This is a genomic window from Lentisalinibacter salinarum (assembly GCF_040706555.1).
Taxonomy (GTDB): Bacteria; Pseudomonadota; Gammaproteobacteria; order Steroidobacterales; family Woeseiaceae; genus Lentisalinibacter; species Lentisalinibacter salinarum.
On the sequence record NZ_JAPDRH010000004.1, the window covers coordinates 164,630 to 187,750 of the forward strand.

18 protein-coding genes and 1 tRNA gene are annotated in these 23,121 nt (G+C 63.8%); 10 read left to right on the forward strand and 9 right to left on the reverse strand.

Annotated features, from left to right (window positions below):
- Position 1: 1 nt before the first annotated feature.
- The 9 genes from ACJMKZ_RS16465 to ACJMKZ_RS16505 form a co-directional block, all read right to left on the reverse strand.
- Complete coding sequence (locus ACJMKZ_RS16465; RefSeq protein WP_405234312.1) at positions 2 to 1,084, reverse strand: prenyltransferase/squalene oxidase repeat-containing protein; 1,083 nt, start codon at positions 1,082 to 1,084, stop codon at positions 2 to 4.
- Complete coding sequence (locus tag ACJMKZ_RS16470) at positions 1,081 to 1,770, reverse strand: hypothetical protein (protein WP_405234313.1); 690 nt, start codon at positions 1,768 to 1,770, stop codon at positions 1,081 to 1,083. Before ACJMKZ_RS16470 ends, ACJMKZ_RS16465 begins: the two co-directional genes overlap by 4 nt.
- A gap of 453 nt (positions 1,771 to 2,223) precedes the next feature.
- Entirely contained in the window at positions 2,224 to 3,624 is a 1,401-nt protein-coding gene (locus ACJMKZ_RS16475) for a sigma-54-dependent transcriptional regulator (protein WP_405234314.1), read from the reverse strand.
- A 2-nt stretch (positions 3,625 to 3,626) separates the two neighbouring features.
- Positions 3,627 to 4,949 carry a sensor histidine kinase gene (locus ACJMKZ_RS16480; protein ID WP_405234566.1) on the reverse strand — a complete coding sequence of 441 codons (1,323 nt, stop codon included), beginning with the start codon at positions 4,947 to 4,949 and terminating at the stop codon, positions 3,627 to 3,629.
- A 114-nt stretch (positions 4,950 to 5,063) separates the two neighbouring features.
- Positions 5,064 to 5,690, reverse strand: coding sequence for a hypothetical protein (locus tag ACJMKZ_RS16485; RefSeq protein ID WP_405234315.1), 627 nt, complete (start codon positions 5,688 to 5,690; stop codon positions 5,064 to 5,066).
- 69 nt (positions 5,691 to 5,759) lie between these two features.
- Positions 5,760 to 6,392 carry a PEP-CTERM sorting domain-containing protein gene (locus ACJMKZ_RS16490; RefSeq protein ID WP_405234316.1) on the reverse strand — a complete coding sequence of 211 codons (633 nt, stop codon included), beginning with the start codon at positions 6,390 to 6,392 and terminating at the stop codon, positions 5,760 to 5,762.
- 106 nt (positions 6,393 to 6,498) lie between these two features.
- The gene (locus ACJMKZ_RS16495; RefSeq protein ID WP_405234317.1) at positions 6,499 to 8,607 is read right to left on the reverse strand and encodes an Ig-like domain-containing protein; all 2,109 of its coding nucleotides are present in this window, start codon (positions 8,605 to 8,607) and stop codon (positions 6,499 to 6,501) included.
- A gap of 335 nt (positions 8,608 to 8,942) precedes the next feature.
- Positions 8,943 to 9,212, reverse strand: a complete 270-nt coding sequence (locus tag ACJMKZ_RS16500; protein WP_405234318.1) for a DUF3303 domain-containing protein — start codon at positions 9,210 to 9,212, stop codon at positions 8,943 to 8,945.
- A 16-nt stretch (positions 9,213 to 9,228) separates the two neighbouring features.
- Positions 9,229 to 9,816 (reverse strand): VTT domain-containing protein, encoded by a 588-nt coding sequence (locus tag ACJMKZ_RS16505; protein WP_405234319.1) that lies wholly within the window; start codon positions 9,814 to 9,816, stop codon positions 9,229 to 9,231.
- A gap of 103 nt (positions 9,817 to 9,919) precedes the next feature.
- On the opposite strand from ACJMKZ_RS16505, the gene ACJMKZ_RS16510 reads away from it, so the two are divergent.
- From ACJMKZ_RS16510 to ACJMKZ_RS16555, 10 genes are all read left to right on the forward strand, one after another.
- Positions 9,920 to 11,158: a radical SAM protein gene (locus tag ACJMKZ_RS16510; protein ID WP_405234320.1), complete on the forward strand. Its 1,239-nt coding sequence runs from the start codon at positions 9,920 to 9,922 to the stop codon at positions 11,156 to 11,158.
- Positions 11,155 to 12,174 carry a methyltransferase gene (locus tag ACJMKZ_RS16515; protein WP_405234321.1) on the forward strand — a complete coding sequence of 340 codons (1,020 nt, stop codon included), beginning with the start codon at positions 11,155 to 11,157 and terminating at the stop codon, positions 12,172 to 12,174. Before ACJMKZ_RS16510 ends, ACJMKZ_RS16515 begins: the two co-directional genes overlap by 4 nt.
- A 2-nt stretch (positions 12,175 to 12,176) precedes the next feature.
- Positions 12,177 to 12,908, forward strand: a complete 732-nt coding sequence (locus tag ACJMKZ_RS16520) for a YdjY domain-containing protein (protein WP_405234322.1) — start codon at positions 12,177 to 12,179, stop codon at positions 12,906 to 12,908.
- A gap of 5 nt (positions 12,909 to 12,913) precedes the next feature.
- A complete protein-coding gene (locus ACJMKZ_RS16525; protein ID WP_405234323.1) occupies positions 12,914 to 15,067 on the forward strand; it encodes a TonB-dependent receptor in 2,154 nt (717 codons plus the stop codon).
- A 220-nt stretch (positions 15,068 to 15,287) separates the two neighbouring features.
- Positions 15,288 to 15,363: transfer RNA gene (locus ACJMKZ_RS16530), tRNA-Val, on the forward strand.
- 278 nt (positions 15,364 to 15,641) lie between these two features.
- A complete protein-coding gene (gene prsT / locus ACJMKZ_RS16535) occupies positions 15,642 to 18,452 on the forward strand; it encodes an XrtA/PEP-CTERM system TPR-repeat protein PrsT (RefSeq protein WP_405234324.1) in 2,811 nt (936 codons plus the stop codon).
- A gap of 88 nt (positions 18,453 to 18,540) precedes the next feature.
- Entirely contained in the window at positions 18,541 to 19,161 is a 621-nt protein-coding gene (locus ACJMKZ_RS16540; protein ID WP_405234325.1) for an XrtA/PEP-CTERM system exopolysaccharide export protein, read from the forward strand.
- Between the two features lie 16 nt (positions 19,162 to 19,177).
- Positions 19,178 to 20,776, forward strand: coding sequence for an XrtA system polysaccharide chain length determinant (locus ACJMKZ_RS16545; RefSeq protein ID WP_405234326.1), 1,599 nt, complete (start codon positions 19,178 to 19,180; stop codon positions 20,774 to 20,776).
- The gene (locus tag ACJMKZ_RS16550; protein ID WP_405234327.1) at positions 20,773 to 21,666 is read left to right on the forward strand and encodes an XrtA-associated tyrosine autokinase; all 894 of its coding nucleotides are present in this window, start codon (positions 20,773 to 20,775) and stop codon (positions 21,664 to 21,666) included. The genes ACJMKZ_RS16545 and ACJMKZ_RS16550 overlap by 4 nt, the downstream gene beginning before the upstream one ends.
- The gene (locus ACJMKZ_RS16555; RefSeq protein ID WP_405234328.1) at positions 21,605 to 23,089 is read left to right on the forward strand and encodes a TIGR03016 family PEP-CTERM system-associated outer membrane protein; all 1,485 of its coding nucleotides are present in this window, start codon (positions 21,605 to 21,607) and stop codon (positions 23,087 to 23,089) included. The genes ACJMKZ_RS16550 and ACJMKZ_RS16555 overlap by 62 nt, the downstream gene beginning before the upstream one ends.
- The last annotated feature ends 32 nt before the right edge of the window (positions 23,090 to 23,121 follow it).

Here is a 23,121-nt window from a genome sequence, read left to right on the forward strand (position 1 = left end):
TTTACTGCAGCGCGGCGTTCAGCGCGATCACACTCCAGGCCGTGACCAGCTCCGGGTTGCCCTCCCACCAGCGGGGCGAGTCCGGGTTGACCCAGGAACCGTCCTCACGCTGCAGGCTGAGTAGCTTGCGCGCGATATCCTCGCGCCAGTTGTGTTCCGTCCCGTCGGTGTCGGTCACCGTGGGATCGCCGTAGGCCGACATCGCCTTGGAGAAGACGTTGTAATAATAGTAGAGGCCCTGCACGCCATCCGTTGCGCCGGGATTCTTCTCCAGGGTGTAGTTGTCCCGGATCCAGTCGTAGGCGGCCTGTACGCGCGGGTCGTCCTTGTCGGCGCCGGCGAACAGCAGGCTGAGCAGGCCTGCCGCCGTCATGCCGCCGTAGGAGTCCGTACCCTTGTGCGGGCTGTAGCCCGGCATGTAGGTAAAGCCGCCGTCGTTGCCCGCCCATTCCTGGTCGTTCGACTCACTGCGGTTCTGCGACCGGCTGACGAAAGTCAACGCCTTGTCCCACACCGGATCCTCCGGGTCCATGCTGCTCGCGCGCAGGCCCTCGAGCGCCATGTAGGCGTTGGAGAGGTCCGGCCGTTCGTCGCCGCCGTAGCCGATGCCGCCGTAGTAGGCGTGGTCGCTCTCGTAGCCCTCTTCCTCATCGATCTGCAGGCCCTTCAGGAAGTTCTGCCCGCCGCGGATGACTTCGTCGTACTCGTCGTTGCCGGTGGCGGCCAGGGCCGTCAGGGAGACCGCCGTGTTGTAGTTGCGGTTCTGGTTGGTCTCGCTGATGGAGCCGTCCGGGTTTACGTGGGCCAGGAGGAAGGCGATGGGCCGGGTGATGAAGGCGCCGTCCCTCTCGCCGTAGCCGCGATGGCTCTCTAGGAATGCGCGGAGGCCGAGCGCGGTGACACCGACGGAGTCGGACCAGGAGCCGTCATCGGCCTGGTTGTTGCGGAGGTAGTGGAGGCCGGCATCGACTGCTCTTTGCGCCTTGGAGCGGAGTTCAGGGTCCATCTTGTCGGCATCGGCCCCGTGGAGGCCTGCCATCGGCAACGTGAGCGCTGCCATCAACGCGAGGAAATTCTTCTTCATGAGTGCGCCTCTCGTGGAAATCGAACAAAGGGTTGCGCGCCTGCTGCCACAACGCGGCGGACCAGTACGGCCGCAGGCAACACGGACAGGCAGGCGAGGATCGTCAGCCATGTCGGGTAATCATAGCGCATGGATCCGAGAGCACTGTGCGCGTAGAACCATGGAGTGCGGAGATAATCCAATTCGATCGCGACAGACAATGCAGTGAGTGGACTGGCGCCGATCACCAGCCCCCGGAGCCAGCCTGGATTGCCGGCGAGTTCTACCAGCGGTCCTGCCCAGACCGGTGCGAGCGTAAGTGCAGCGAATACCGTGATCAGCTTGCCGACGCTGATCGTACGGGCCGCCGTGGCCGCGGTGGCACACAGAAGAAATACCGCGAGCAGGTACCCGTCGAGAACGCCGGCCAGCGACCGCGTCACAGGGTCGGCCAGAACGATCAGGCCCACGAGCAGCGTCGCGACGGCCGCTTCGAACAATGAGCGCTCGGGCCGCGCATCGTCGCACCGTACAAGAAAGAGCAGGGTGGCCAGAATACCGGCGCAACCGTAGATTGCTGCGCTGAGCAAGGCGGCCGCGGGTTCGGTCCCCACCGGGACCACGAGTCCCGAGATCAGCACCAGTACGGCCGCCAGGGCCAGTCGCGCCCCGGCATCGCTCGCCTTCTGCCCGCCAATACTGCCCATCTGTCTTCTCGTTATTCGCGGGCGAAGGCCGAGTGCGCGGTGCCGCCTTCGCTCGCCGTTATTGTTCGCACCGGAATCCGGCAGGGCAGCAAGCAGGCGGCGCGCCTCTTGGGGCGCGCCGCCCACACCCCCGCAGGGGGCACTGCCTGGACTCTGCCGCTATTCGGGATTGGGGTGGGGCCGAATCCCGTTCGGCGGCCGCCCGGGGTTATAGGTGGGGTACCCCGTTCGACCTGCCCTGTGTTGACAGACTCCACTATTGGAGAAGCAGGAATCATGCCAGCAGGACGTGCCGCGTGAGGTCAATGAAATCAGTGTCTTACATCAGAGATATCTGTGCGCAGAAGGCGACTGCTGGCCGATTAAACAGCACCTGTGGATTTTCTCGTCAAGGCGAATTTCGGGGGTCCCGGCGGGAGTGGCGGCAATGGTCGGAACGTCCTCAAGGGCCGGCTAGTCATCGGCCTCGCTGAGCTTCTTGCGTAGCGTCGACCGGTTGATGCCCAGTAGTTTGGCGGCAGCGACCTGATTGCCATCCGTGACGTCGAGGGCCGCTCGGATGAGTTGATAAGCCGCATTGTCCAGGAGGCACTGGTAAATCTCGCCTTCGCCGCCGTATTTGTCAGGATTGTTCACCATGGCACCGGCCTGGGTGCGCAATGCCTGCTCGAGGCTGGGAGGCTGCCGCCGATCCCTGCGGTTTGCTTCCGGCATCTCGAGATCATGCACCGTCAGCGTGGGACCATGAGCCGCAAGCACCGAGCGCTTGATGCAGTGCTCGAGCTCCCGTACGTTTCCCGGCCAGCTGTGCGATTTGAGCCGCTCTATGAAATCCGGCTCGATGCGGTCGATCGCCCTGCCCATTTCTTCGCTGGCGCGCGCGACGAAGTGCTCTGCGAGCGGTTCGATGTCATCGCGCCGATCACGCAACGCAGGCACCAGGACGGTCGCGAGATTCAGCCGGTGATACAGGTCGTCCCGAAAACGCCCGGCATCGATCTCCGCCTCGAGATTGCGGTTGCTGGCTGCGATCAGACGGGCGCGAAACTCCAGGGGCTTGACGCTGCCGAGACGCTCGAAGTTCCGTTCCTGCAACACTCGGAGCAGCTTGCTTTGCAAGTGGTAGGGCAGCTCCGAAATCTCGTCAAGAAACAGAGTGCCGTCGCCGGCAGCTTCGAATCTGCCGGCGCGAGTCGTCTTCGCGTCCGTAAACGCCCCTGCCTCGGCACCGAACAGCTCGGCCTCGATGAGGGTATCCGGTATAGCTGCGCAATTGACGGCAATGAACGGCTTGTCCGCGCGCGGGCTGTTGTCGTGGATGGCGTGCGCCACCAGCTCTTTTCCGACCCCGCTTTCACCCATGACCAGCACGGACAGGTCGTTGCCGGTCAGCAGCACGATCTGCTTGAACAGCGACTGCATGGCCGCGCTCTGGCCTATAAGTACCGGCTGCCCGTGGCTGCCGCCATCGACGAATCGCGTACCACGTGAGTCCGGCTTGTGCAGGGCTTTCTGCAGCAATTCGCGCATCTGGGCGAGTTCGACCGGCTTGCCCATGTAGTCGAACGCGCCGAGATCCATCGCCCGCTTGGCGGTATCGAGCGTGCCGAATGCCGTCATTATGATGACCGGCATCCCCGGCGCGAGCGTGCGCATCGATTCCAGCGCAGTGATACCGTCACCGCCGGGCATCCGCACGTCGAGAAACGTCACTGCGGGAGACTCCTCCCGAACGATCCGGATGGCCTCTTCGCCGCTCGAGGCGAGCAGCGCCTCGTGCCCCTCGGCCTCGAGAAAGGCCGAGAAAGCCTCGCAGATACTTCGCTCGTCATCGGCGACAAGGATTCGCGCCACGCTCAGCTGCTCCCGTTCCGGTCCCGGCCCATTATAGAGAGCGGCAGCGTTATCGTGAATTTGGCGCCGCCGAGCTTGTCACTTGCGCCATGATCCAGCGTACCGCCGTGGCGTTCCACGATCTCCCGGCTGATCTTCAGTCCCAGGCCAAGGCCGAGCGGTTTCCGCGAGCCTGACGGGTCGGGCGAGGCGGAGAGGCCCGGGCCGGAGTCTTCGACGGCGATGAAAGCGGTGTACTCGTCGCTGAGCCCCGCCGAGACGAGTATCCTGCCGCCGGCCTTCAGTTCTTCGGCTGCATTGTTCAGCAGATTCAGCAGAACCTGTTTCATGCGATCGGCGTCGATCGGGACACGCGGCATCCGACCCGTCACAGTGTCCAGTTCGATGTTCCGGTGTTCGAGGCTCGGTCCGACCATGGAGATCACCTCTCCGATGAGCCGGCCGGGGTCCGCGGGCGCCGGGTTCAATGAATCGGGTCCGCCGATCGCAAGCGAAGAATTCACGATCAGTTCGAGGCGCCGTATCTCATCGAGTATGCCGCCGAGGCGCGCGCGTTCGGCTCCCTCCGATCTTTCCTCGAGCAGCTGCAATTGCATTTTGATGGCCGTGAGCGGATTGCGAAGCTCGTGTGCCATGCGTGAAGCGAGCTCGCCGAGAGCGGAGAGCCGGCTCTGGTTGGCGAGGTCCGCTTCGTACTCACCCAGTCGCGAGCTGAGGCGATTCAGCGCGCTTGCGAGAACCCCGATCTCGTTCGATTCCCGGATATCGGTGGATATGCCGCGTTCGCCGTCTGCGATCCGGTCTGCCATGTTGGCGAGATCAGTGACCGGGCGGGTAACACTGCGCATGAAGAACGCCGCGATGGCGGCAACGAGCGCCATCGCCGTGAACATGGCGGCGGCCAGGAGAACGGCCGATTCCCGGGCAACATTCCTCGTCGCGGTCAGAGGGGCGGCCGCCGCGACATAGGCGTAACGATCGTCGAGTCCCGGCGAGAGCCGACGCACGGCGACGCGCCACCGTTCATTGTCGCCGTCGAAATGGAAAAACGTGACTGTCTCGGGATCGATCTCGTCACGCCTCGATCGGATCCGGTCGAGCGCAGCGTCTGCCTCCGCTCCGCCGGTGTTGAGGGCAGTCCGGGCGGCGGGGTCCAGCAGGGCAATCCGTGCGTCCAGGAGACGATCGAGCCGCGCGATGAGATCCGCGCTGAATGGAAAAGTCGCATTCGCCAGCGTTGCTGTGGCGTTTTCGAGACGAGCATCGAGTCGATTGTCGATGGCACTGATCAGCAGGTGGACCGCGATAGCCCACGCCGCGAGCATCGCGAGCACGAGAGCCAGTCCCAATGGCAGCAGCAGGCGTAGGTACAGGCTATTCAGTTCGTCTCACCGGCGGAGGACCACGATCCCGACAATAGCGTCCCTGAACGGCGCTGCCTACTCCGATTCCGGCGAGCCGTCGGCGCGGCCCTGAAAATAGTAGATACGGAAATGATCCTCGGCAGGCTCTGCGAATGAGACGACGAGCTTCACGGGGGAACTCGCCCCGGGTTGCGCGGCGAACTCATCGGCGATGGCCCGGACCACCTCGGTCGCAGACTCGACCGGCTTTTCGTTGATCGCCGCAATACGGTGGCGCGAACTCAAGCGCAGCTCGCTCGCCAGCTCGCGAGCGAGTTCCTCGTCCGTCAGTCGGCCAGCCTCCGCCGCGAGTTTCTCGATGCGCGCGCGCCCCTCGCCGTCGACCATCACGGGTCCGCCGCTCGTCTGAGTGGCCAGCGCGTCCGGGCGTTCCCGATCCGACTGGACGAGTTCCAGCACGATCTCGCCTTCGGGCAGCTGAAGTCGAACCAAACGGTCGGTGACGGAGACGACCCGGCCCTCGCCGATGCGATCACCGGCGCGGACAAGTTGCTGTGCACCGTCGGGCAGCTCTATCAGTGCGAGCGCATCGCCCGAATCGGGCGTGATGATACCCGCCAGACGATAGGTGGAATTTGCCAGTGCCACTGTGGAGACCAGCATGATCAAGGTGCCCAGAGCCGTTCCGGTGACGATTCTCATGACATAATCCAAGAAAAAGGCCCGCCGGCGATCGCCGGCGGGCCCAACAGAGACAGAAAGCTTCGTCTTTCAGGCAGCTGCGGCGCGGCGCCTTGCGAAACCGGCACCGATGAGTCCGATCCCGAGCAGCGCCAGGGTGGTCGGCTCCGGAACCTCTGCAATCGGGCAGCCGTCCGGCCCCACGCAGATTCGGCCCGGAGACAACGTCGGCACGATCTCCACGCCGAACTCTTCTCCGAAAACGGCCACCTGGCCGAACGTCAGGTCGGTGACGCCCACCGAGGCACCCACGAACGTGAAGGTGGCAAGCGTGAAGGCATTGCCGAGGCTGTCCTGGTTGGCGGTCAGCGTTCCGACATCATCGAACGATACGTGGAAGATCGATGTATCTCCGGCACCGCCCACCTGTCCGCACTGGCCGATAAGCTCAGCAAAGGCATCGCACCCAAACGCAGAATCGACGCCGAGATCAGGGTCGATTGTGACATCCGACAGCCCGGCTATGGCAGCGTCCCAGAGTATCTGGATGTCGAAGTCGCCCAGGTATTCACCTGCCTCGCCGGTCCAGACGAGATCCATGATGATGTCGTCGCCGACATTGCCTTCGCCATCGGCGGGCACCCAGCTGATGACGGCTGCCGTTGCCGAATGACCCATCGCCAGGAAACACGCCGCGATCAGTGTCTTTTTCAGTATCTTCATAATAGTCATCTCTCAGCTCCTGTCTCTTTTCTTCTTCTAGTCATACGCCGTTTGGGTTGAAAGACGGGAAGCAAAACGCCGTTATGCTCCCCGTCTTTCCATTACCCTACGGCGTGGCGCAACGGGGCAGCGTGCAAAGCAACACACACTGGCGCGCGTCGTTCACGTCGATCGTTCCGCTACCGTCGTTATCTCTCGGGTCATCCGGTCCGGAGGCAGGCTGGTTTCTCGCTGCCGTGATCAAGCCGATGTCGATCCGATCGACATCACCATCCTCGTCGATGTCGCAGCGGAGTCCGCCTTCCTCTTCCCAGATCTTCTCGACGATATTCGACTCCAGATTGCCGATGAAGGCCTGGATGTTGTCCGTGCCGGGCGTGCCGTCGCTGGTATAGGTGAAGCTCGCTTCACCGTCACCATTGGTCACGGCCGAGCCGGAGGCGCCAGCGTTCGGTCCGCTGATTACCTCGAACTCGATCGTCGTGCCCGGGATCGGCGAATCATTCGCCGATTCTGCCGTCGCGGTCACGGTGTGATCCGTTCCCACCGGGTTCGTCGCCGTGAAAGGTGTCAGACCGACCGTGGCGAATTTCACCGGGTCGGGCAGCACCAATGCCACCGGCGAGAGGATCAATTCGGCGATCGCGACGTTCGCAGCCGGGGAGTTGTCGATGGCGGAGAAAGCCATTGTCCCCCAGTTGCCGCCCGTCGGAGACGTCGGGTTGGTCTGGTTGGCGATCAGCCAATCGACGTAGTCGGCGTACCAGTCGTTCTCCGGTATCGCACCGGGTCCTGCCGGGCGATTGACGCCGGGCAGGGTCTGGGTACCGACCAGGCGCAAGCCCTTGAAGGCGTTGTACATCGAGTACGCACAGGCGTGGTTGTAATCGAAGTTCGCCGGAGAGCCGAGGCGACAGCGCCACGACGACGAGAACAAGGCAGTCGGACCGCCATTCCACCGGTCGCTGAGATACGTCTCCACGTCAGAGCGGGAGACGCCGCTGGCCGTGGCATTAAGGCCGGCGAAGAACAGGCTCTGGAGGCCGACGCCGCCTTTCTCGATACCAACGGAGTTGTTGGAGATCGGATTTCCGTCACTCTGATAGTCGTACGAGCCGTCGACGTTCAGACTGGCGTCCGCCGCGAAAGCATGTTCGGTCTTCACGAAATCCGGGATCGTGATGCCCGCCGCCTCTGCATCGAGCAGTCCGAGCAGCACCCAGCCGACGGTCGAGCCGTCACTGCTGAACGCATTGAAGTTGTAATACCAGCCGCCACGACCGGTTCGCTCGGGCTCGATTTGTCCGAATACGAGTGCGTTGGCCATCCGCTGCAGAATTTCACCGTAGCTCTTGCCATCGATGAAGCTGGTGTAGATGCTGCTCGCTTCGGTATTGGTGCGGTTGAGTGCGCCGCTGCCGGCGAGTGCCAGCACGGCGACACCGGTGGAGTAGTTCTGGTGGAACGTATCATGGCGCCTCTCGAACAGGCCGACGCATTCGTCACCGTCGGCCGGCACGCCGACACAGGGGTCGCCCGCAGCCTGTGGTGAGAGCTGGATTTCCGCCAGGTTCGTCAGGATACGATTGATGCCGCGGCGCACGATGTACTTCTCGTAGATACCGGTCGGCGGCGTATTGTCGTTCGAAAGCCGATACCCCTGGTTCTCGAAAGCCAGCACCACGAATGAGGTATAGGGGTTCCGCCAGGTGCCGCCGGCCCATTCGGTCGTCGTTCCCGCCGGGAAGTTCGCGGCCCGATTCTCCTGATTGACCCACAACCATCGAAGACCGTCCTCGATCGCCATGTTGATACGGACGCCACGCTCGGTGCGGTCGTCGATCAGAGCCGGATCAAAAACGGCGATCTCCGCCGTGTCCGATTCCGCGCCTACCGTCAGGGTGGCGGTATAGCTCGCTTCGGCACCGTAGTTACAGACAAAGGGAATATAGGATCCGTCGGTGACGGTTCCGTTCTGGGTGGTCCCGTTACCGCAATCGATCGTGTAATTGGCCCCCGCCTGATCTGTGGCGCCCCATACGACGATATCCTCGCCGACGAGCCCTTCTCTGTCGGGCATCATCAGCGTTTCGGAGACAGCGAATCCAGGCACTAGCAGCAGCAACGCGAAGGCGATCGCCAGAGGCCGACGGCGCGTCGGCTCGTGGCGGGATTCGTGCAATCGCTCTGCTGTTTTACATAACAGCTTTTTCATTTTCCAACCCCCACCGGGTTACGTGGTTTGTGAAGGAGCGCTTGCGCCCACCGCGTCGCGCTCCACGCAGGGCAGGAGATGCATCAACCGTGCCAGTCGAGATGACAACCTTGAATCAATAACTTGTCACTCACGAGGCCGCGCTGCTGTAAAGCAGTTCGACACGAATCTGGAATCAGTCTAAAGCTGATGAAGCGTTCAGTGGTCGATAACTATCTGTTCTCGGGAGAAATATCGGCTGACGGAGGGGTGGGTCGATCGTTCTGATCGAATGTAAAAAAATCTGAGTGGGGAAGGGGAGCAGGTGGAACGGGCGCCCGCGGGCAACGACTGCTTCAGCTGGCTTCCCAACCGGAAAGTTCGCGAACGGGCACGATCTCTATGTCCACATAGGGCCGAAACGGCGCCTGGATGGATTCGATCTGGCTTTGTTCCTCGGCCTCCATCAGCGCAAACGTCCGCGACTGGTCGAGCGCGCCCCAGTCTGCGTGCAGCGTTACGCCTTCAGGAATATCGGCATAGAAATTCTTTGCCAGTTCACCGAGTTTCTGGAATTCGTCGGCGGAGAGATCGGTGCGCGTGCGGTTAATCAGCATGAACAACATGATTCTTGCTCCTTGGTCAGGAAGCCCAACGCCAGATCGCCCAGGCGACTACAGGCAAGAGCATGGGAATGAACAGACCGGGGCCCAGGAGGGCATCCGGGAGCAGCATGGCTCCGTTGGCAGCCAGCACCGCCGCATAGATCACGTTGCCGGCGAAAGCGATGCCGAGGTAATGCGCAACCGGCATCCGGCTTGCGCCGGCCGCGATGGCCACTGCCTCCGCCAGTACCGGAACAGGCCGGCTGAGGAAGACGATGAGCAGCGTAGGAACCTCGGGCAGATCGGCGCCAACGCGGCGCAGCGCGAGGCGGCCCAGGAAATAGCCCGCCGCGTGACCGGCCGTGAGACCGACCAGCGCGATCAGGAAACCCGGCGCCAGCCCCAGACGCGCGCCGAGCAGCGTGCCGATGATGCTGGAGGGCAGGGGGAGGATAATGTCTCCCAGAAGCAGACCGCCCCCGGTCAGTCCGAACAGCCAGGCATTCTCGTCTGTGGCCGAGAGCCACCTCTCGCCCGGCATTTCGCCGATTATGGCAAATGGTAGGATCGGGACGAGCAACGCGACTATAATCGTGAGAAATTGCCGGTGGCGTTTCTTCTGCATCGGTTACGGCTCTTCGGACCGGCGTGTCTGACGGGCAGAATAATAGCACCAGGGCACGGCTTCCCGGCCCGTGGTCAACAATAAGCAGCCAGGGAGGTATGACATGTCCACCGAGAAGCTGCAGGGCTCGCCGGCGCTGAAGACCGGCGTCATGTTCGAGGGCATCCGCTACACGGATGCGCTCGGCGCGGCGGCAGAGCACTCACTGCCCAACTACTACCCGTATCGCTTCAAGCAGGGCGAGCGCGATCCCACCGGCGCCGGGAAGGCGAATATCCCCTACCTCATCAATACGGCGGACGATACGCTCATCCGTGTGCTAGGCAACGGCGATTCGAACTGGTCGGTGAGCGGCGACCGCGACAGTGGCTACCGTCTCGTGCATGACGAGCGTCCGGACGAAGCCATAGAAATCAGCTTCGAGCCATTGCATGACTGGATGCAGGCCGAGACCTCGGACGGGTTTCCCATCGCGAGGGCCGGCGTCAGCACTCACGGCGACATGATGGTCATCAATGTGGCCCCCGGTTGTGAGTATTTCCTGCACAAGGCCGACGGCAAGTCCATGCGCTGTACATTCTGCTCGTACGGCGCGCCGGATCAGCGTACGGCACACCTCGGCCAGGTTGCAGGACAGGTGGAGATTCCGGATCTGACGCTGCTGCGCATGCGCGAAGCGATGGCTGCGGTAATGGCGGAGAACACGATTCGCCACATTTACCTGGTTGGCGGTTCACTCAGCGATCCGGCGCAGGAGGGGGAGCGCTTCCTCAAGCTCGCGCGGGCTGCGCAGGCGGCGAATCCGGACAATATCCCCGTGACGCTCGGCTCCGGCGCGCTGCCGGACGAGATTCTGCGGCAATTCCACGAAGAGGGGCTGGTTGACGCGGTCTGTTTCAACCTGGAAGTCTGGTCCGAGGATCTGTTCTCGCGCGTCTGCCCCGGCAAACATCGTTACGTCGGCTACGGGCGCTGGATCGAGTCCCTCGAGCAAGCCGTGAGCCTGTGGGGCCGCGGGCGCGTCTACTCCGCAATGGTGGCAGGCATCGAACTCGAGCCGGAGTTCGACATGGAGTGGCGGGAGGCGGCGGATCTTGCGGTCCGCGGCGTCGAAGACCTGTGTTCGCGGGGCATTATTCCCATCTATTCTCTTTACTACCCCGTCGGTGGCAAGGACCGGTCAGACTACCAGAGCCGTCTGCGGAATTATTTCGAGCACCTGGTGCTGAATTACCGGGATATCCGCCGTCGCCACGGGCTCAGCGTCTGGCAGGGCTTCATGTGCCATCGTTGCGCCTACATGCAGCTCGAATGCGACCTGGACCGACAGGAGGCCCGATGACGGCAAATCCGGAACAAGCGTCGCATCCGGATCCATCCGGCATCATGGCACTCAGCACGGCCTATTGGGGGTCGCAGACACTCATCACCGCAAACCGCCTCGGCGTCTTCGATATTCTCCAGGGTGGAGCGCGGCCGGCAGTGGAGGTTGCCGGGGAGTTGGGGCTCGATGAGCGCATGACCGAACTTTTTCTGAATGCGCTGGCGGGGCTCGGACTTCTCGACAAGGCGGGGGAGCGATACGGCAACAGTCGCGTGAGCCAGGTATTCCTCACATCGGCGAGTCCGGCTTCCATGCGCGACTCACTGCGGTTCATGGACGATCTCTACGCCACCTGGGGCGATCTCGAGAATGCCTTGAGAAGCGGCGAGCCGGCAAAGGCGCCCGAGACTTATCTGGGCGGTGACGAGGCGCAGACCCGGAATTTCGTGCGCAGCATGCACGACCGCGCGCTCGCCATCGGCCGCGGCCTGGTGGAGGTGGTGGATCCGGACGGGCGGACGCGTCTGCTCGATGTCGGCGGCGGTCCTGGTACGTTCTCGGCGCTGCTCACCGAGCGTCATCCCCAGCTCGAAGCCGATGTGCTCGAACTGGAGGGCGTGGCCGCCGTGGCGGAACAGATCCTCGCCGAGACCGGTGCCGCGGATCGGGTACGGATGATCCGCGGCGACTACCACACCAGCGAGTTCGGTACCGGTTACGACATGGTGCTCATGAGCGGCATGTTCCACCGCGAGAGTGCGGAGAACTGCCGCAGGCTGATTGCCAAGTCTGCTGCCTGCCTCGAGCCGGGCGGACTGCTGGTCGTGACCGACGTGTTCACGGACCCCGATGGCACCACTCCCGAGTTTTCGGCGCTGTTCGGCATGACGATGATGCTGACCGCACCCGACGGCTGCGTACACGCCGATTCCGACGTGGCCGATTGGATGCAGGACGCCGGGTTCTCGACAGTCGAGCGGCGGCCGTTCCCGCCGCCGATGCCGCATCGGGTGATATCCGGTACGAAGAAGTGAGTATGCGAGCGGGCACGCTGCTATTGCTGCTGCTCGGTCTGAGCGCCGGTCCCGCCTTCGCGGCGGGCCCCTCGGACTCCACCGGCAGCGCGGCGCCCGCCATTGACATCGAGGATCTCGGCGACGGTCTGATAAGGGCCGGCAATATTCTGATCGACAAACCGGCAGGGCGTTTCAGCGTACCGGGCCGGATCATGGTCGTGGACAAGCCGCTCGAATATATCGCCGTGGCGGATGGGGGCTACAAGGCGTACGAGAGCCTCCTGGAACTCGAAACGACCGGCACCGCGTTCAAACTCGCGTGCATATTGATCGGTCTCGATGACTCGACAAGCGTCAAGCCGAGGCGCCAGTTCGACGACCGGGAGGCTGAGGGTGACGCTGTGGCACTGTGGATCAGCTGGGACGGCGGAGACGGGATTACGAGCGTCCCGGCGGAGAAGGCGCTGCTGGAGGGCGGCTCCGTATTCGGTGACGGAGGGTGGGTATACACGGGGTCCGTCGAAACGGATCCTGCCAGTGGCCTGCTTGCGGACGCCATCGGGTCGCTCATCAGCTTCGTCCACGATCCTGTGGCGGTCATCGATCACCGCACGGGTGCCGGCATCGGGGCGTACGGGTCGATAACGGGGAACGCCGAGCTATTGCCACCGGAAGGGGCCCCGGTGACGCTCAGCGTTGTGGTACGGGAATTGCAAGGTGGGGAGGAAGCCAAGACGACAACAGGAGAGTAGGTCCGATGAGAACGACAAGAACCGCGATCTTCGGCGCGACCGCTATGCTCGCGCTGGGGGGGAGCGCACTCGCCGCCGAGGGGGCAGCGGGCCAAAGCGCCGGCGACGTGGACGCCTATGACATCGAGGAGATCGTGGTCACGGCCTCGCGGCGCGAGCAGAGCGCGTTCGACGAACCTTTCATGATCAACGCCCGCGGCATGGAGGAGCTGCAGAGCGTCCGCCAGGTGCGCACCATCCCGGACGCGCTCCGCGACCTGCCCGGCATCATGATCCAGAAGACGGCTCACGGCCAGGGCTCCCCCTATATCCGCGGCTTCACCGGGCTGCGGACGCTGTTCCTGATCGACGGGATCCGGCTCAATAACTCCATCTTCCGGGAAGGTCCCAACCAGTACTGGAATACGGTGGACCCGCTGAGCGCCTACCGCCTCGAAGTGGTGAAAGGGCCCACCTCGGTGCTCTACGGCAGCGATGCCATCGGCGGTACCGTCAATGCCATCAGCCGCAGTTACCGCGATACCGCGGATGCCGGCGCGCCCGGAGGATCCCGGACCCGGCTGTATGCCCGGGGCGCGACCGCCGAGAACTCCGTCGTGCTGCGGCCGGAGATCGGCTACGCGGGCGAGCGCTTCGACGTCATCGCCGCGGTGACTTTGAAGGACTTCGGCGATATGGAGGGCGGCAGCGACGTCGGCGAACAGGAGAAGACCGGCTACGAGGAACGCAACGGCGAGCTCAAGCTGTACTTCGATCTGGCCGAGAATCAGCAGCTCGTGGCGGGCCTGCAGTCCGTGGACCAGGACGACGCCTGGCGCTCCCACCGGACCGTTTTCGGCTTCAGCTGGGAGGGCACGACGATCGGAAACGAACTCCGACGCTCGCTGGACCAGAAGCGCGTGCTGGGTTACCTGCAGTATCGGGCACAGGACCTGGCGCCATGGGCCGAGGAGCTGACCCTCAGCCTCTCCCATCATGCGCAGGAAGAGGAGCGCTTCCGCATCCGCTCCGACGGGCGCATCGATATCCAGGGCGTCGACGTCGGCACCACCGGCCTGTTCGGCAACCTGATCATACCGAGCAGCCTCGGCACCTTGACCACCGGCCTCGAGTTCTACCGCGACGACGTGGACTCCTACCGCACGGATTACAATGCCGACGGCACCGTGCGCGCCGTGCGTATCCAGGGCCCGGTGGCGGACGACGCGACCTACGACACCGCCGCCGCCTTCGTTCAGGATCAGATCGCCGTCGCCGACGGCACCGACCTGATCCTCGGCCTCCGCTATACGCGGGCCGAGGCGGACGCCGGCCGGGTCGAGGATCCGCTGACCGGCGATCCGACGAGCATCAGCGACAGCTGGGATGCGCTCACGGCAAGTGCCCGGTTCACCCATCGCCTCGGTGCGGCCGGCCGGGCGAGGCTGTTCGGCGGCATCTCTCAGGGCTTCCGGGCGCCCAATCTCTCGGACATCACCCGCCTGGATACCGCGCGCAGCAACGAGATCGAGACGCCGGTCCGAGACCTGGATTCCGAGCAGTTCCTGAACTACGAGCTCGGCCTGAAGTGGGTCGACGAACACTGGTCGGGCCAGGCGGCGGTGTTCTATACCGACATCGAAGACATGATCATCCGCACGCCCACGGGTGAGATCATCGCCGGCAACAACGAGGTCACGAAGCGCAACTCCGGTGCCGGCTACGTGCAGGGCATCGAGGCGCAGGCCCGCTACCGGTTGGACGACCAGTGGTCCGTGTTCGGCAACTTCACCTGGCTGGATGGCGAGGTCGACACGTTCCCGACATCGGATGCATCACCCGTGCGCGAGCCCATCGATCGTCTGATGCCGGTGACCGCCCACGCGGGCGTCCACTGGCAGCCCGCGGGCGCGCCCTGGTGGCTCGAGGGTCAGGTCAGCTATGCCGGCGAGGCCGACGACCTCTCCAGCCGAGATGCCGGTGATACCGACCGCATCCCGCCGGGTGGCACGCCGGACTACGCCGTATTCACGCTGCGGGGCGGTTGGGAGTTGTCGCAGTCGGTCCGCCTCTCCCTGGCGCTGGAGAACCTCACCGACGAGGATTACCGCGTCCATGGCTCCGGCGTGAACGAGCCGGGCCGCAACCTGGTGCTCTCGGTCTTCTGGCAACCCATGTAGGAGGGGATTTATCCCCGACAACGGCTTCCGGATATATGGTCTCTCTGAACACAAATTGCCACGGCCTGGTGTCGGCGGACCTTACACCTGCACGCACGGCGGGTTGATTCGGTTCCGTTACGTGCAGGGTTTTTTTGTGCCAGCGACCGAGTTCGCTCGTCAATATGTGACTCATTCCCTCCGCAAGGGCCTCATCCGGGCTATCCTAGTCCTTAATAGCAGGCGCGTAGCTCAGTGGTAGAGCACTGTCATTACATGGCAGAGGTCGGAGGTTCGAATCCTGCCCGCGCCTACCAATTTTCCCGGGCGGATACCCATGCCTTTGGACCGGCCATCGTCAGACGGCTTCGTCATCCCGGCCGGCAGCGGCGAGTTGTCCCGATGAGGCAGGGCTCGGGGCCCGCTCTTGCTGATCCTCCCGGCATGTGACAGGCGTCACATCCGGCCTGTCCAATCGGGTTCCCGCGTGCGTGCCCGTGTTGGTATAAAATCCGTGGGCTAGACTGGCACAGAGCCTGCCCCGGCGGGGTCGCACCAGTACGAACAGGGACTTACGACGAGGGACTGCCATCTTATGCCCAGCAAATTCCGTAACCCGTCTCCCGGCTTCCCGATTCGCTTTCTCGTCGTCGGCATTCTCGCCCTGAGCGCCGGCTGCGGCCTGGCCCTCACGAACGAGGCCCGCCTGGAGCGGGCGCAGGAAGCTTATGGCGAGGGCGACTACCGGGCCGCCATCATCGATCTCCGCAACGTCCTGCAGCAGGAGCCGGACAATCGGCAGGCGCGTCTCCTGCTCGGACGGGCTGCATTGCAGCAGGGAGACGTGACGACGGCAGAGAAGGAACTGCGCCGGGCAATCGAGCTGGGGGCCCCGCTCGAGGCGGTGGCCGTGGACCTGGGCCGCACGCTGCTCGGGCTTCGCCAGTTCAATCAGCTTCTGGAGGAGATCCACCCGGATCTCACGTCGGACGAGGCCGAGCGGCGCGAGATCCTCAGATTGCGTGCGGATGCACACATGGGACTTGGGCTTCCCGAAACCGCACGAGACATCTATCTGGAAGTCCTCGAGTCGGATCCCGCGGATCTCCGATCGCGGCTTGGCGTGGCGTCGTCTCATGTCGCACAGGATCAGTACGCCGACGCCCGGCGCGTCGTCGGCGAGATCCTCGCGATGGACCCGAATTTCGCGCCGGCGTGGCTCGCTTCCGGCTCGTTGAATCTCACGACGGGTGACATCGACTCGGCGATCGCCGATTTCGTCAAGGCGTCGGAGGTTGCGGACGCCGCCGGCGGCACGAGCGACAAGGTCTCGGCATTGATAGGGCTCGTCGAGGCGCGACTGGCCAACCAGGATCTTGCCGGAGGGAAACAGGCGGTCGAGGAACTGCAGAATCTCGCCCCGGACAACCTGACGACGAAGTACCTGACGGCCCGCGTGGCCTTCCTGGAAGGCGACTACGAGACCGCCCAGTCGGAGCTGGCCGAGATTCTGAGCGCCGCGCCGGAATATCGGCCGGCCCAGTTCCTGATGGGCGCGGTCCATCTGCGGCGAGGCAATCTCGGTCAGGCCGAAATGCACCTCTCTGCCGTCGTCGCGGCGGCCCCCGACAGCGTCGATGCGCGTCGGCTCCTTGCCGAGACGCGGCTGCGTCAGGACCGTGCGGACGAGGCGGCAGAGATCCTCCGTCCGGTACTCGACTCCGATGACGACAATGTGGCCGCGCTCGGCCTCGCGGTCCGCGCGAGCCTGGCGGCAGGACAGTACGACAATGCCATCGCCTTCCTGGAGCAGAGTCTCGAGAAGGATCCCGACAACGTGGAGCGCAAGCTGGATCTGGTTTCCGCCTACCTGGCGGCGGGCCGCATCGATAGTGCTGAAGCCATGATCGATTCTCTGCCGGAGGAGGCGGGAGAGTCGAGCTACAGGCGTGACCTGTTACAGGTGATGACTCCGCTTCGGCGGGGCGATCCGGCGTCGGCGCTCCGCGAGGCCGAGGCCATGGCCGAGCGCTGGCCGGAAGATGCGCGGGTCCGCAATCTGATGGGGGGTATCGCCCTGTCCATGGACCGTCCGGACCAGGCGCGAGAGAGCTTCACCGCCGCCCAGCAGCTCGCGCCCGATGCCGTGGCCAGCTATGTGAATCTGGCCCGCATAGAAGCCCGCGAGGGCAACCTCGCGGAAGCCAAGGCGCAGTACCGGGCCGCTCTCGAACACGCTCCCGAAGCTGCGAATATCATGGTGGCACTCGCCCAGCTGGAGGCGCGCACCGAGAACCGGTCCGCGGCCATGGAGTGGCTGGAGAAGGCGAGAGACGTCGATGCGGGCGCCCTGGCTCCCCGGCTGCTTCTGGCGCGGCTCCTGCTCGCCGATCGGGAATTCGAAAAGGCACGCCTGAATGCCGAGGAAGCCGTCGCACTGGATCGCGACAATGCGGAGGCCCACAACCTGCTCGGCCTGGCCCGGACCGGCCTCGGCGAGCATTCCCAGGCGGCGGCCAGTTTCGAGCGCGCCGTCGAGCTCGACAGCGACGAGCTTTCGTATCGCATGAACGAAGCCCGCGCGCAGATGGCACTGGGCAATGCGGCTTCGGCGGAGCGAACCATACGCGAGGCCGGCGGCGGCGATCCGGACAATCTCCGGGCATCCCTAGTCCTGGCGGCCACGCGGGCGCGGCAGGGAGACATCGAAGGGGCGATGAGGATCGCGAAGAATCTCCAGTCCCGTCATCCGGAGGATGGGCTCCCCTACGCCCTGGAAGGCGAGCTGTTGGCCTCTTCCGGGGATTTCGAGGCCGCCGCCGCCGCCTACGAGAGGGCGCTGGAACTGCGTGAAGACGATCGCCGCCTGGTGCTCCGGGCTTTCCGTATCCGGTCTCAGGGCGACCTGCCGGAGCCCGAGCAGCCGTTGCTCGCGTACCTGGAAGAGCGTCCGCTGGACACCGATATGAGAGTCGTCGTGGCGCAGCGATACCAGACGGGCGGCCAGAGCGACAGGGCCATCGCCGAGTATGAGCAGGTACTCGAAACGGCGCCGGAGAACTTCGTCGCGCTCAACAACCTCGCGTGGGAATATTTTCAGAGCGGCGATCCGCGGGCGGAAGACATCGCGCGCCGGGCTTACGAACAGGCGCCGGACAACGGCTCCGTGGCCGACACACTGGGCTGGATACAGGTGAATACCGGCAATCTGGATGAGGGTATCTCGACGTTGCGCAGGGCGATGGAGCTGAGCAACGGGCGTGCGCAGGTCACCTATCACCTGGCAGCCGCTCTGGCCCGCGCCGGCGAGTCCGCCGAGGCCCGGGCCCTGCTGGAAGACGTCTTGTCGTCGGGACAGGATTTCGCCAGTCAGGAGGAGGCCGAGCAACTCCTGGAGAGCCTCTGATGGGGCTTGCAGGAAATGCCAACCGGGTTCAGCAAAACGCCTTAATTCGGTGATAGGCTTGAGAAAATTTCAGGGTGACAGGCTGTTTATGTTCAACAAGGCAATCAAGGCACTCGTCCCGCTACTGACCGCCGTCATGGTTTCGGCCTGTGCGGGCACAGACTACACGGCGGAGAATCTGCCGGAAGAAGTGGCGTCACAGTCCGACGAGTACCGGATCGGTCCCGGAGACGGGGTGCAGATCTTCGTCTGGGATCACGCGGACTTGTCCACATCTGTCCAGGTACGGCCGGACGGCAGGATATCGACGCCCCTCGTCGAGGACCTGCAGGCGGCGGGCAAGACACCGACGGAGCTGGCCCGGGATATCGAGACCGTCCTGGCGGAATACGTCCGGTCGCCGGTCGTGACCGTTATCATGCAGGGCTTCGAAGGCGAGGCACAGCAGCAGGTGCGGGTCGTCGGTCAGGCGGCTGAGCCCGCCGCGGTGCCCTACCGGCAGGGCATGACCGTGCTGGACGTCATGATCCAGGTCGGGGGGCTGTCCGAATTCGCAGCAGGGAATCGCTCGAAGATCGTGCGCAAGGTGAACGGCGAATCGGTGGACATCCGGGTGAAGCTGGACGATCTCCTGAATGACGGCCGCATCGAGGAAAACATCCGCGTGCTGCCGGGTGACGTCCTGATCATCCCCGAATCGTTTTTCTGAGCGAGGGAATGCGGCCTTGAACATCCAGGAAATCATCTCGGAGATACTGGAACATCTCCGTGGCATGTGGCGCTACCGCTGGTGGGCGGCCGGAGTGGCCTGGCTAATAGCGGTGTTCGGCTGGTTCTACGTGTATTCGATGCCCGACGAGTATGCCGCCAGCGCGAAAGTCTATGTGGACACCAAGAGTCTCATGGGGCCGGTTTTCGAAGGCCTCGCCCTGGCGGATAACGTCTCGGCCCAGGTCGAGGCGGTCAGTCGCGCTCTCCTCACGCGGCCCAATCTGGAAACGGTAGCCAGGGAGACGGACCTGGACCTGCGTGCGGACACGCCGGAGGAGATGGAAGACCTGATCACGGATATTCAGAAGCGCATCCGGGTCAGCGGCAATCGCGACCAGAACGTGTTCGATATCTCTTTTGCGGACGTGGATCGTGGCAAGGCCCAGGATGTCGTCGCCGCAATCGTCGATGCCTTCGTCGAGAACTCTCTGGAGGGCCAGGGGGACGATGCCGCGATGACCGAGCGGGCGATCGAGGCGGAGATCCAGGATCACGAGGAGCGGCTGCTCAGTGCCGAGAGCGCACTCGCGCAGTTCAAGAAAGAAAACCTCGGCTACATGCCGGACGACCGCGGAGACTACTACACCCGCCTGCAGCAGGCGCTGGCGAACGTCACGACTACCGAAGAGCAGATCCGGCTACTCGAGGAGCGCCGGGACGAACTCGAGCGGCAGATCGCTGGCGAGGAACCCGTGTTCGGCATCATGTCGAGCCTGCCCGGACAGAGCGGCGTGGGCTGCTCGCAGCAGGGGCAGATTGCGCAGCTGGAGGCCCAGCTGTCCACGCTTCAGGTGGAGTTTACCGACAAGCACCCGCGCATCGTCTCGTTGAAGGAGACGATCGCCGCACTGACGGAAGCATGTGCCGCTGAGCGCGAGGCCGCCATCGAGGCCGGGGTCCGTCCGGCGATGCCGGCCGATCAGTCGCTGGAGACGAATCCCGTCTACCAGAATCTTCGCATCCAATTGAGCGACGCGGAGGTCGAGCTGGCAAGCCTGCGTGCCCAGCTGCGGAACTATCGCAACGAGGTAGCAAGCCTGCGTCGCGACGTCGACAAGATTGCCGAAGTCGAGGCCAACCTCAAGAAGCTGAATCGTGATTACGGCGTCGTACAGGGCCGCTACCAGGAACTGTTGAAGCGCCGCGAGACGTTACGTTCGAAGCAGCGTCTTGATCCCATGACCGATACGGTGCAGTTTCGGACGCTCGAACCCCCGTTCGCCCCGACCGAGCCGGTGGGGCCTATGCGGCCCCTGTTCCTGGTGGCATTTCTGTTCGTGGGTGTTGGCGCAGGCGTCGCGGTAGCCTTCGGACTCAATCAGCTGAATCCGGTCTTCTTCACGAGACGGTCCGTCAGAAAGGTCGCGGGACTGCCGGTTCTCGGCTCGGTGAGCTTATTGCTGTCGCCGAAGGAGGCAAAAAAACGCAGGCGCCGAGCCCTGGTGTGGGCCGGTAGTTACGCGATGCTCCTCGGCGCTACGGGACTGGCGATTGCATTCGAATCCCAGGGAGCCGCGCTGCTGCGGCAGATTCTAGGAGGACCGGGCGCTTGAGCAAGATACAGGACGCACTCAATAAGCTGCAGAAGGAAGCTCCGGCACCCTCGGAGAAGCCGCCGCCCGCATTACGGAACGGCTTCCTCCATGGACCGGAGCGGTCCTCCGTCCCGGTCGCGCGGAAGAAGAAGGTCACAATCGAGGGGCCGAAGCACCATGTCGATCAGCATGCGCTCGTGGCAGCCGGCCTGCTGGCGCCGCTGGATCACGCCATCCCGGTCGCCGACGAGTTTCGTCGCATCAAACGGCCGCTGATCACCAACGCGACGCAAGGTCTGGGCGACGGAACGGATCATATGAACGTGATCATGGTGGCCAGCGCGATGCCGAAGGCCGGCAAGACGTTCTGCTCGGTCAACCTGGCCGTCAGTCTTTCGCTCGAGCGGGAGCTGAATGTCCTGTTGGTGGACGCCGACGTGGCGAAACCCCATATCAGTCGCGAGTTCGGGCTGGGGGATGCACCGGGACTGATCGACCTGCTGGTGGACGATTCCCGCAGCCTGGAAGAGACGCTGGTCCGTACGGACCTTAACGATATCCAGATCCTCCCGGCGGGCAGCGGCCATCCGCAGGCCACCGAGCTGCTGGCGAGCGATCGCATGTCCGAGATCGTGGACGAACTGGCCACGCGTTACCCGGACAGGATCATCTTACTGGACTCGCCCCCGCTGCTCATCACGAGCGAGGCGCAGGCGCTGGCCAGTCAGGTGGGCCAGATCGCGCTCGTGGTCGAGGCCGGCAGGACGCAGCAGCACACGCTCGTGCAGGCGGTCGAAGTCCTCGACGGCGACAAGGCTATCAACGTAATCCTCAACAAGAGCCGTCATGCGTCTCAGCAAGGTTATTACGGGGGAGACTATGGCTATTACGGTTACGAAGGCAGCTGAGTACGGCATGCGGCGTCGTTTATGCTGGTTGGCTCTGGCGGCGCTGTTGCCGGTTTCGCCCGTGCTGCAGGCACTCGAGCTCGAACCCCGCATCACGATCGGCATCACCCGTACGGATAACGTCGCACTCGCCACTGAAGACGAGCAGAGCGAGACCGTGTATCGCGCAGAGCCCGGATTCAGCCTGAGCCACGATACCCAGCGCATCACTTTCGATGCGGACTACCTCATGCAGGCGTTCCGTTATGCCGATCTGGGCGAGAGCGAGATCTTCCATCAGTACGACGCGAGCGTCCGGGCCGCGCTGGTCCCCGAAATTTTCTTCGTCGAGGTGGGCGGCGATCGTACCCAGTCCATTCTGGATCCCGAACAGCGGATTCCGCAGAGCAATCTGCCGATCAGCGGCAATCGGACCGATCGCGATCAGTATTACGTTACGCCTTCCTTCCAGTATGTCTTTGGCGGCACTGTGACGGCGCAGGGGCAGTACCGGAACAGCTGGGTCAATTTTGGAGAGAGCGACAGCGTGGGGCTGGAACGGGACAGCGAGGATCGAACGGCGACTTTCTCCCTGGACAATTATCGGCGCGGCGGTGGCATCACCTGGGCTCTTCGCTATAACTGGGAACGGACCGACTACGACGAGAGTATCCCGTTCGAGTACCAGCAGGCATCCGTCGAGCTGGGGTTCTGGCTCAGCGGTACCACACGTGTGTTCGCCAGCGGAGGCCAGGAGAGCGCCTGGGACATGCCGCTGGATCCGGCGCTGGAAGACACCTTCTGGGAAGCCGGCTTCTCTCACCAAGTAGGCGAACGGCTCAGTGCAGAATTTGCTGCCGGTGAGCGAAGCTTCGGCTCGTCCTGGCGCGGCCGGCTGGAGTTCGAGTTCCCGCGCGGCTCCACCACGTTTAGCTATAGCGAGAGCCCCACGACCGAGAATCGAACCCGGTTTCGCGTTCCCCGATTTGACGACGCCCTCGACCTGCAGGACTTCCTCAGCCGGCCCGGCAGCGCCGACCGTTTCATCCGCAAGCGGCTGGAGTGGCGTTTCGACTACGGTCTGACGCGCACCGACTTCTCGCTGGGGGTGTTCAACGACGAACGCTCGGACAGGACGACCGCGGCGGGCGATCCGCTGGAGGATGAGGATCAGAGCGGCATTAATGTGCGAGTGGGCTATCGCCTCGGAGCCAAGACGACTCTCGGTGCGAGCGGGTCCTGGGCCGAAAGACAGTTCGGCGAGGGCGACGATAGCGAACTCATCCGGGCGGCCGTAACCGCGGATTACCGCCTCGGGGCCAAGACGACTCTCTCGCTGGAGTACGAGTATGCGGAAGAAGACGGCGAAGCCGGTGGGGGCGGTCCTTTCTCCAGGGACTATGTGGCGAATACCGTCTCGCTCTTGCTGACCCGCACGTTCTGACCCGCCATAGCAACACCATAGCAACGATCAGG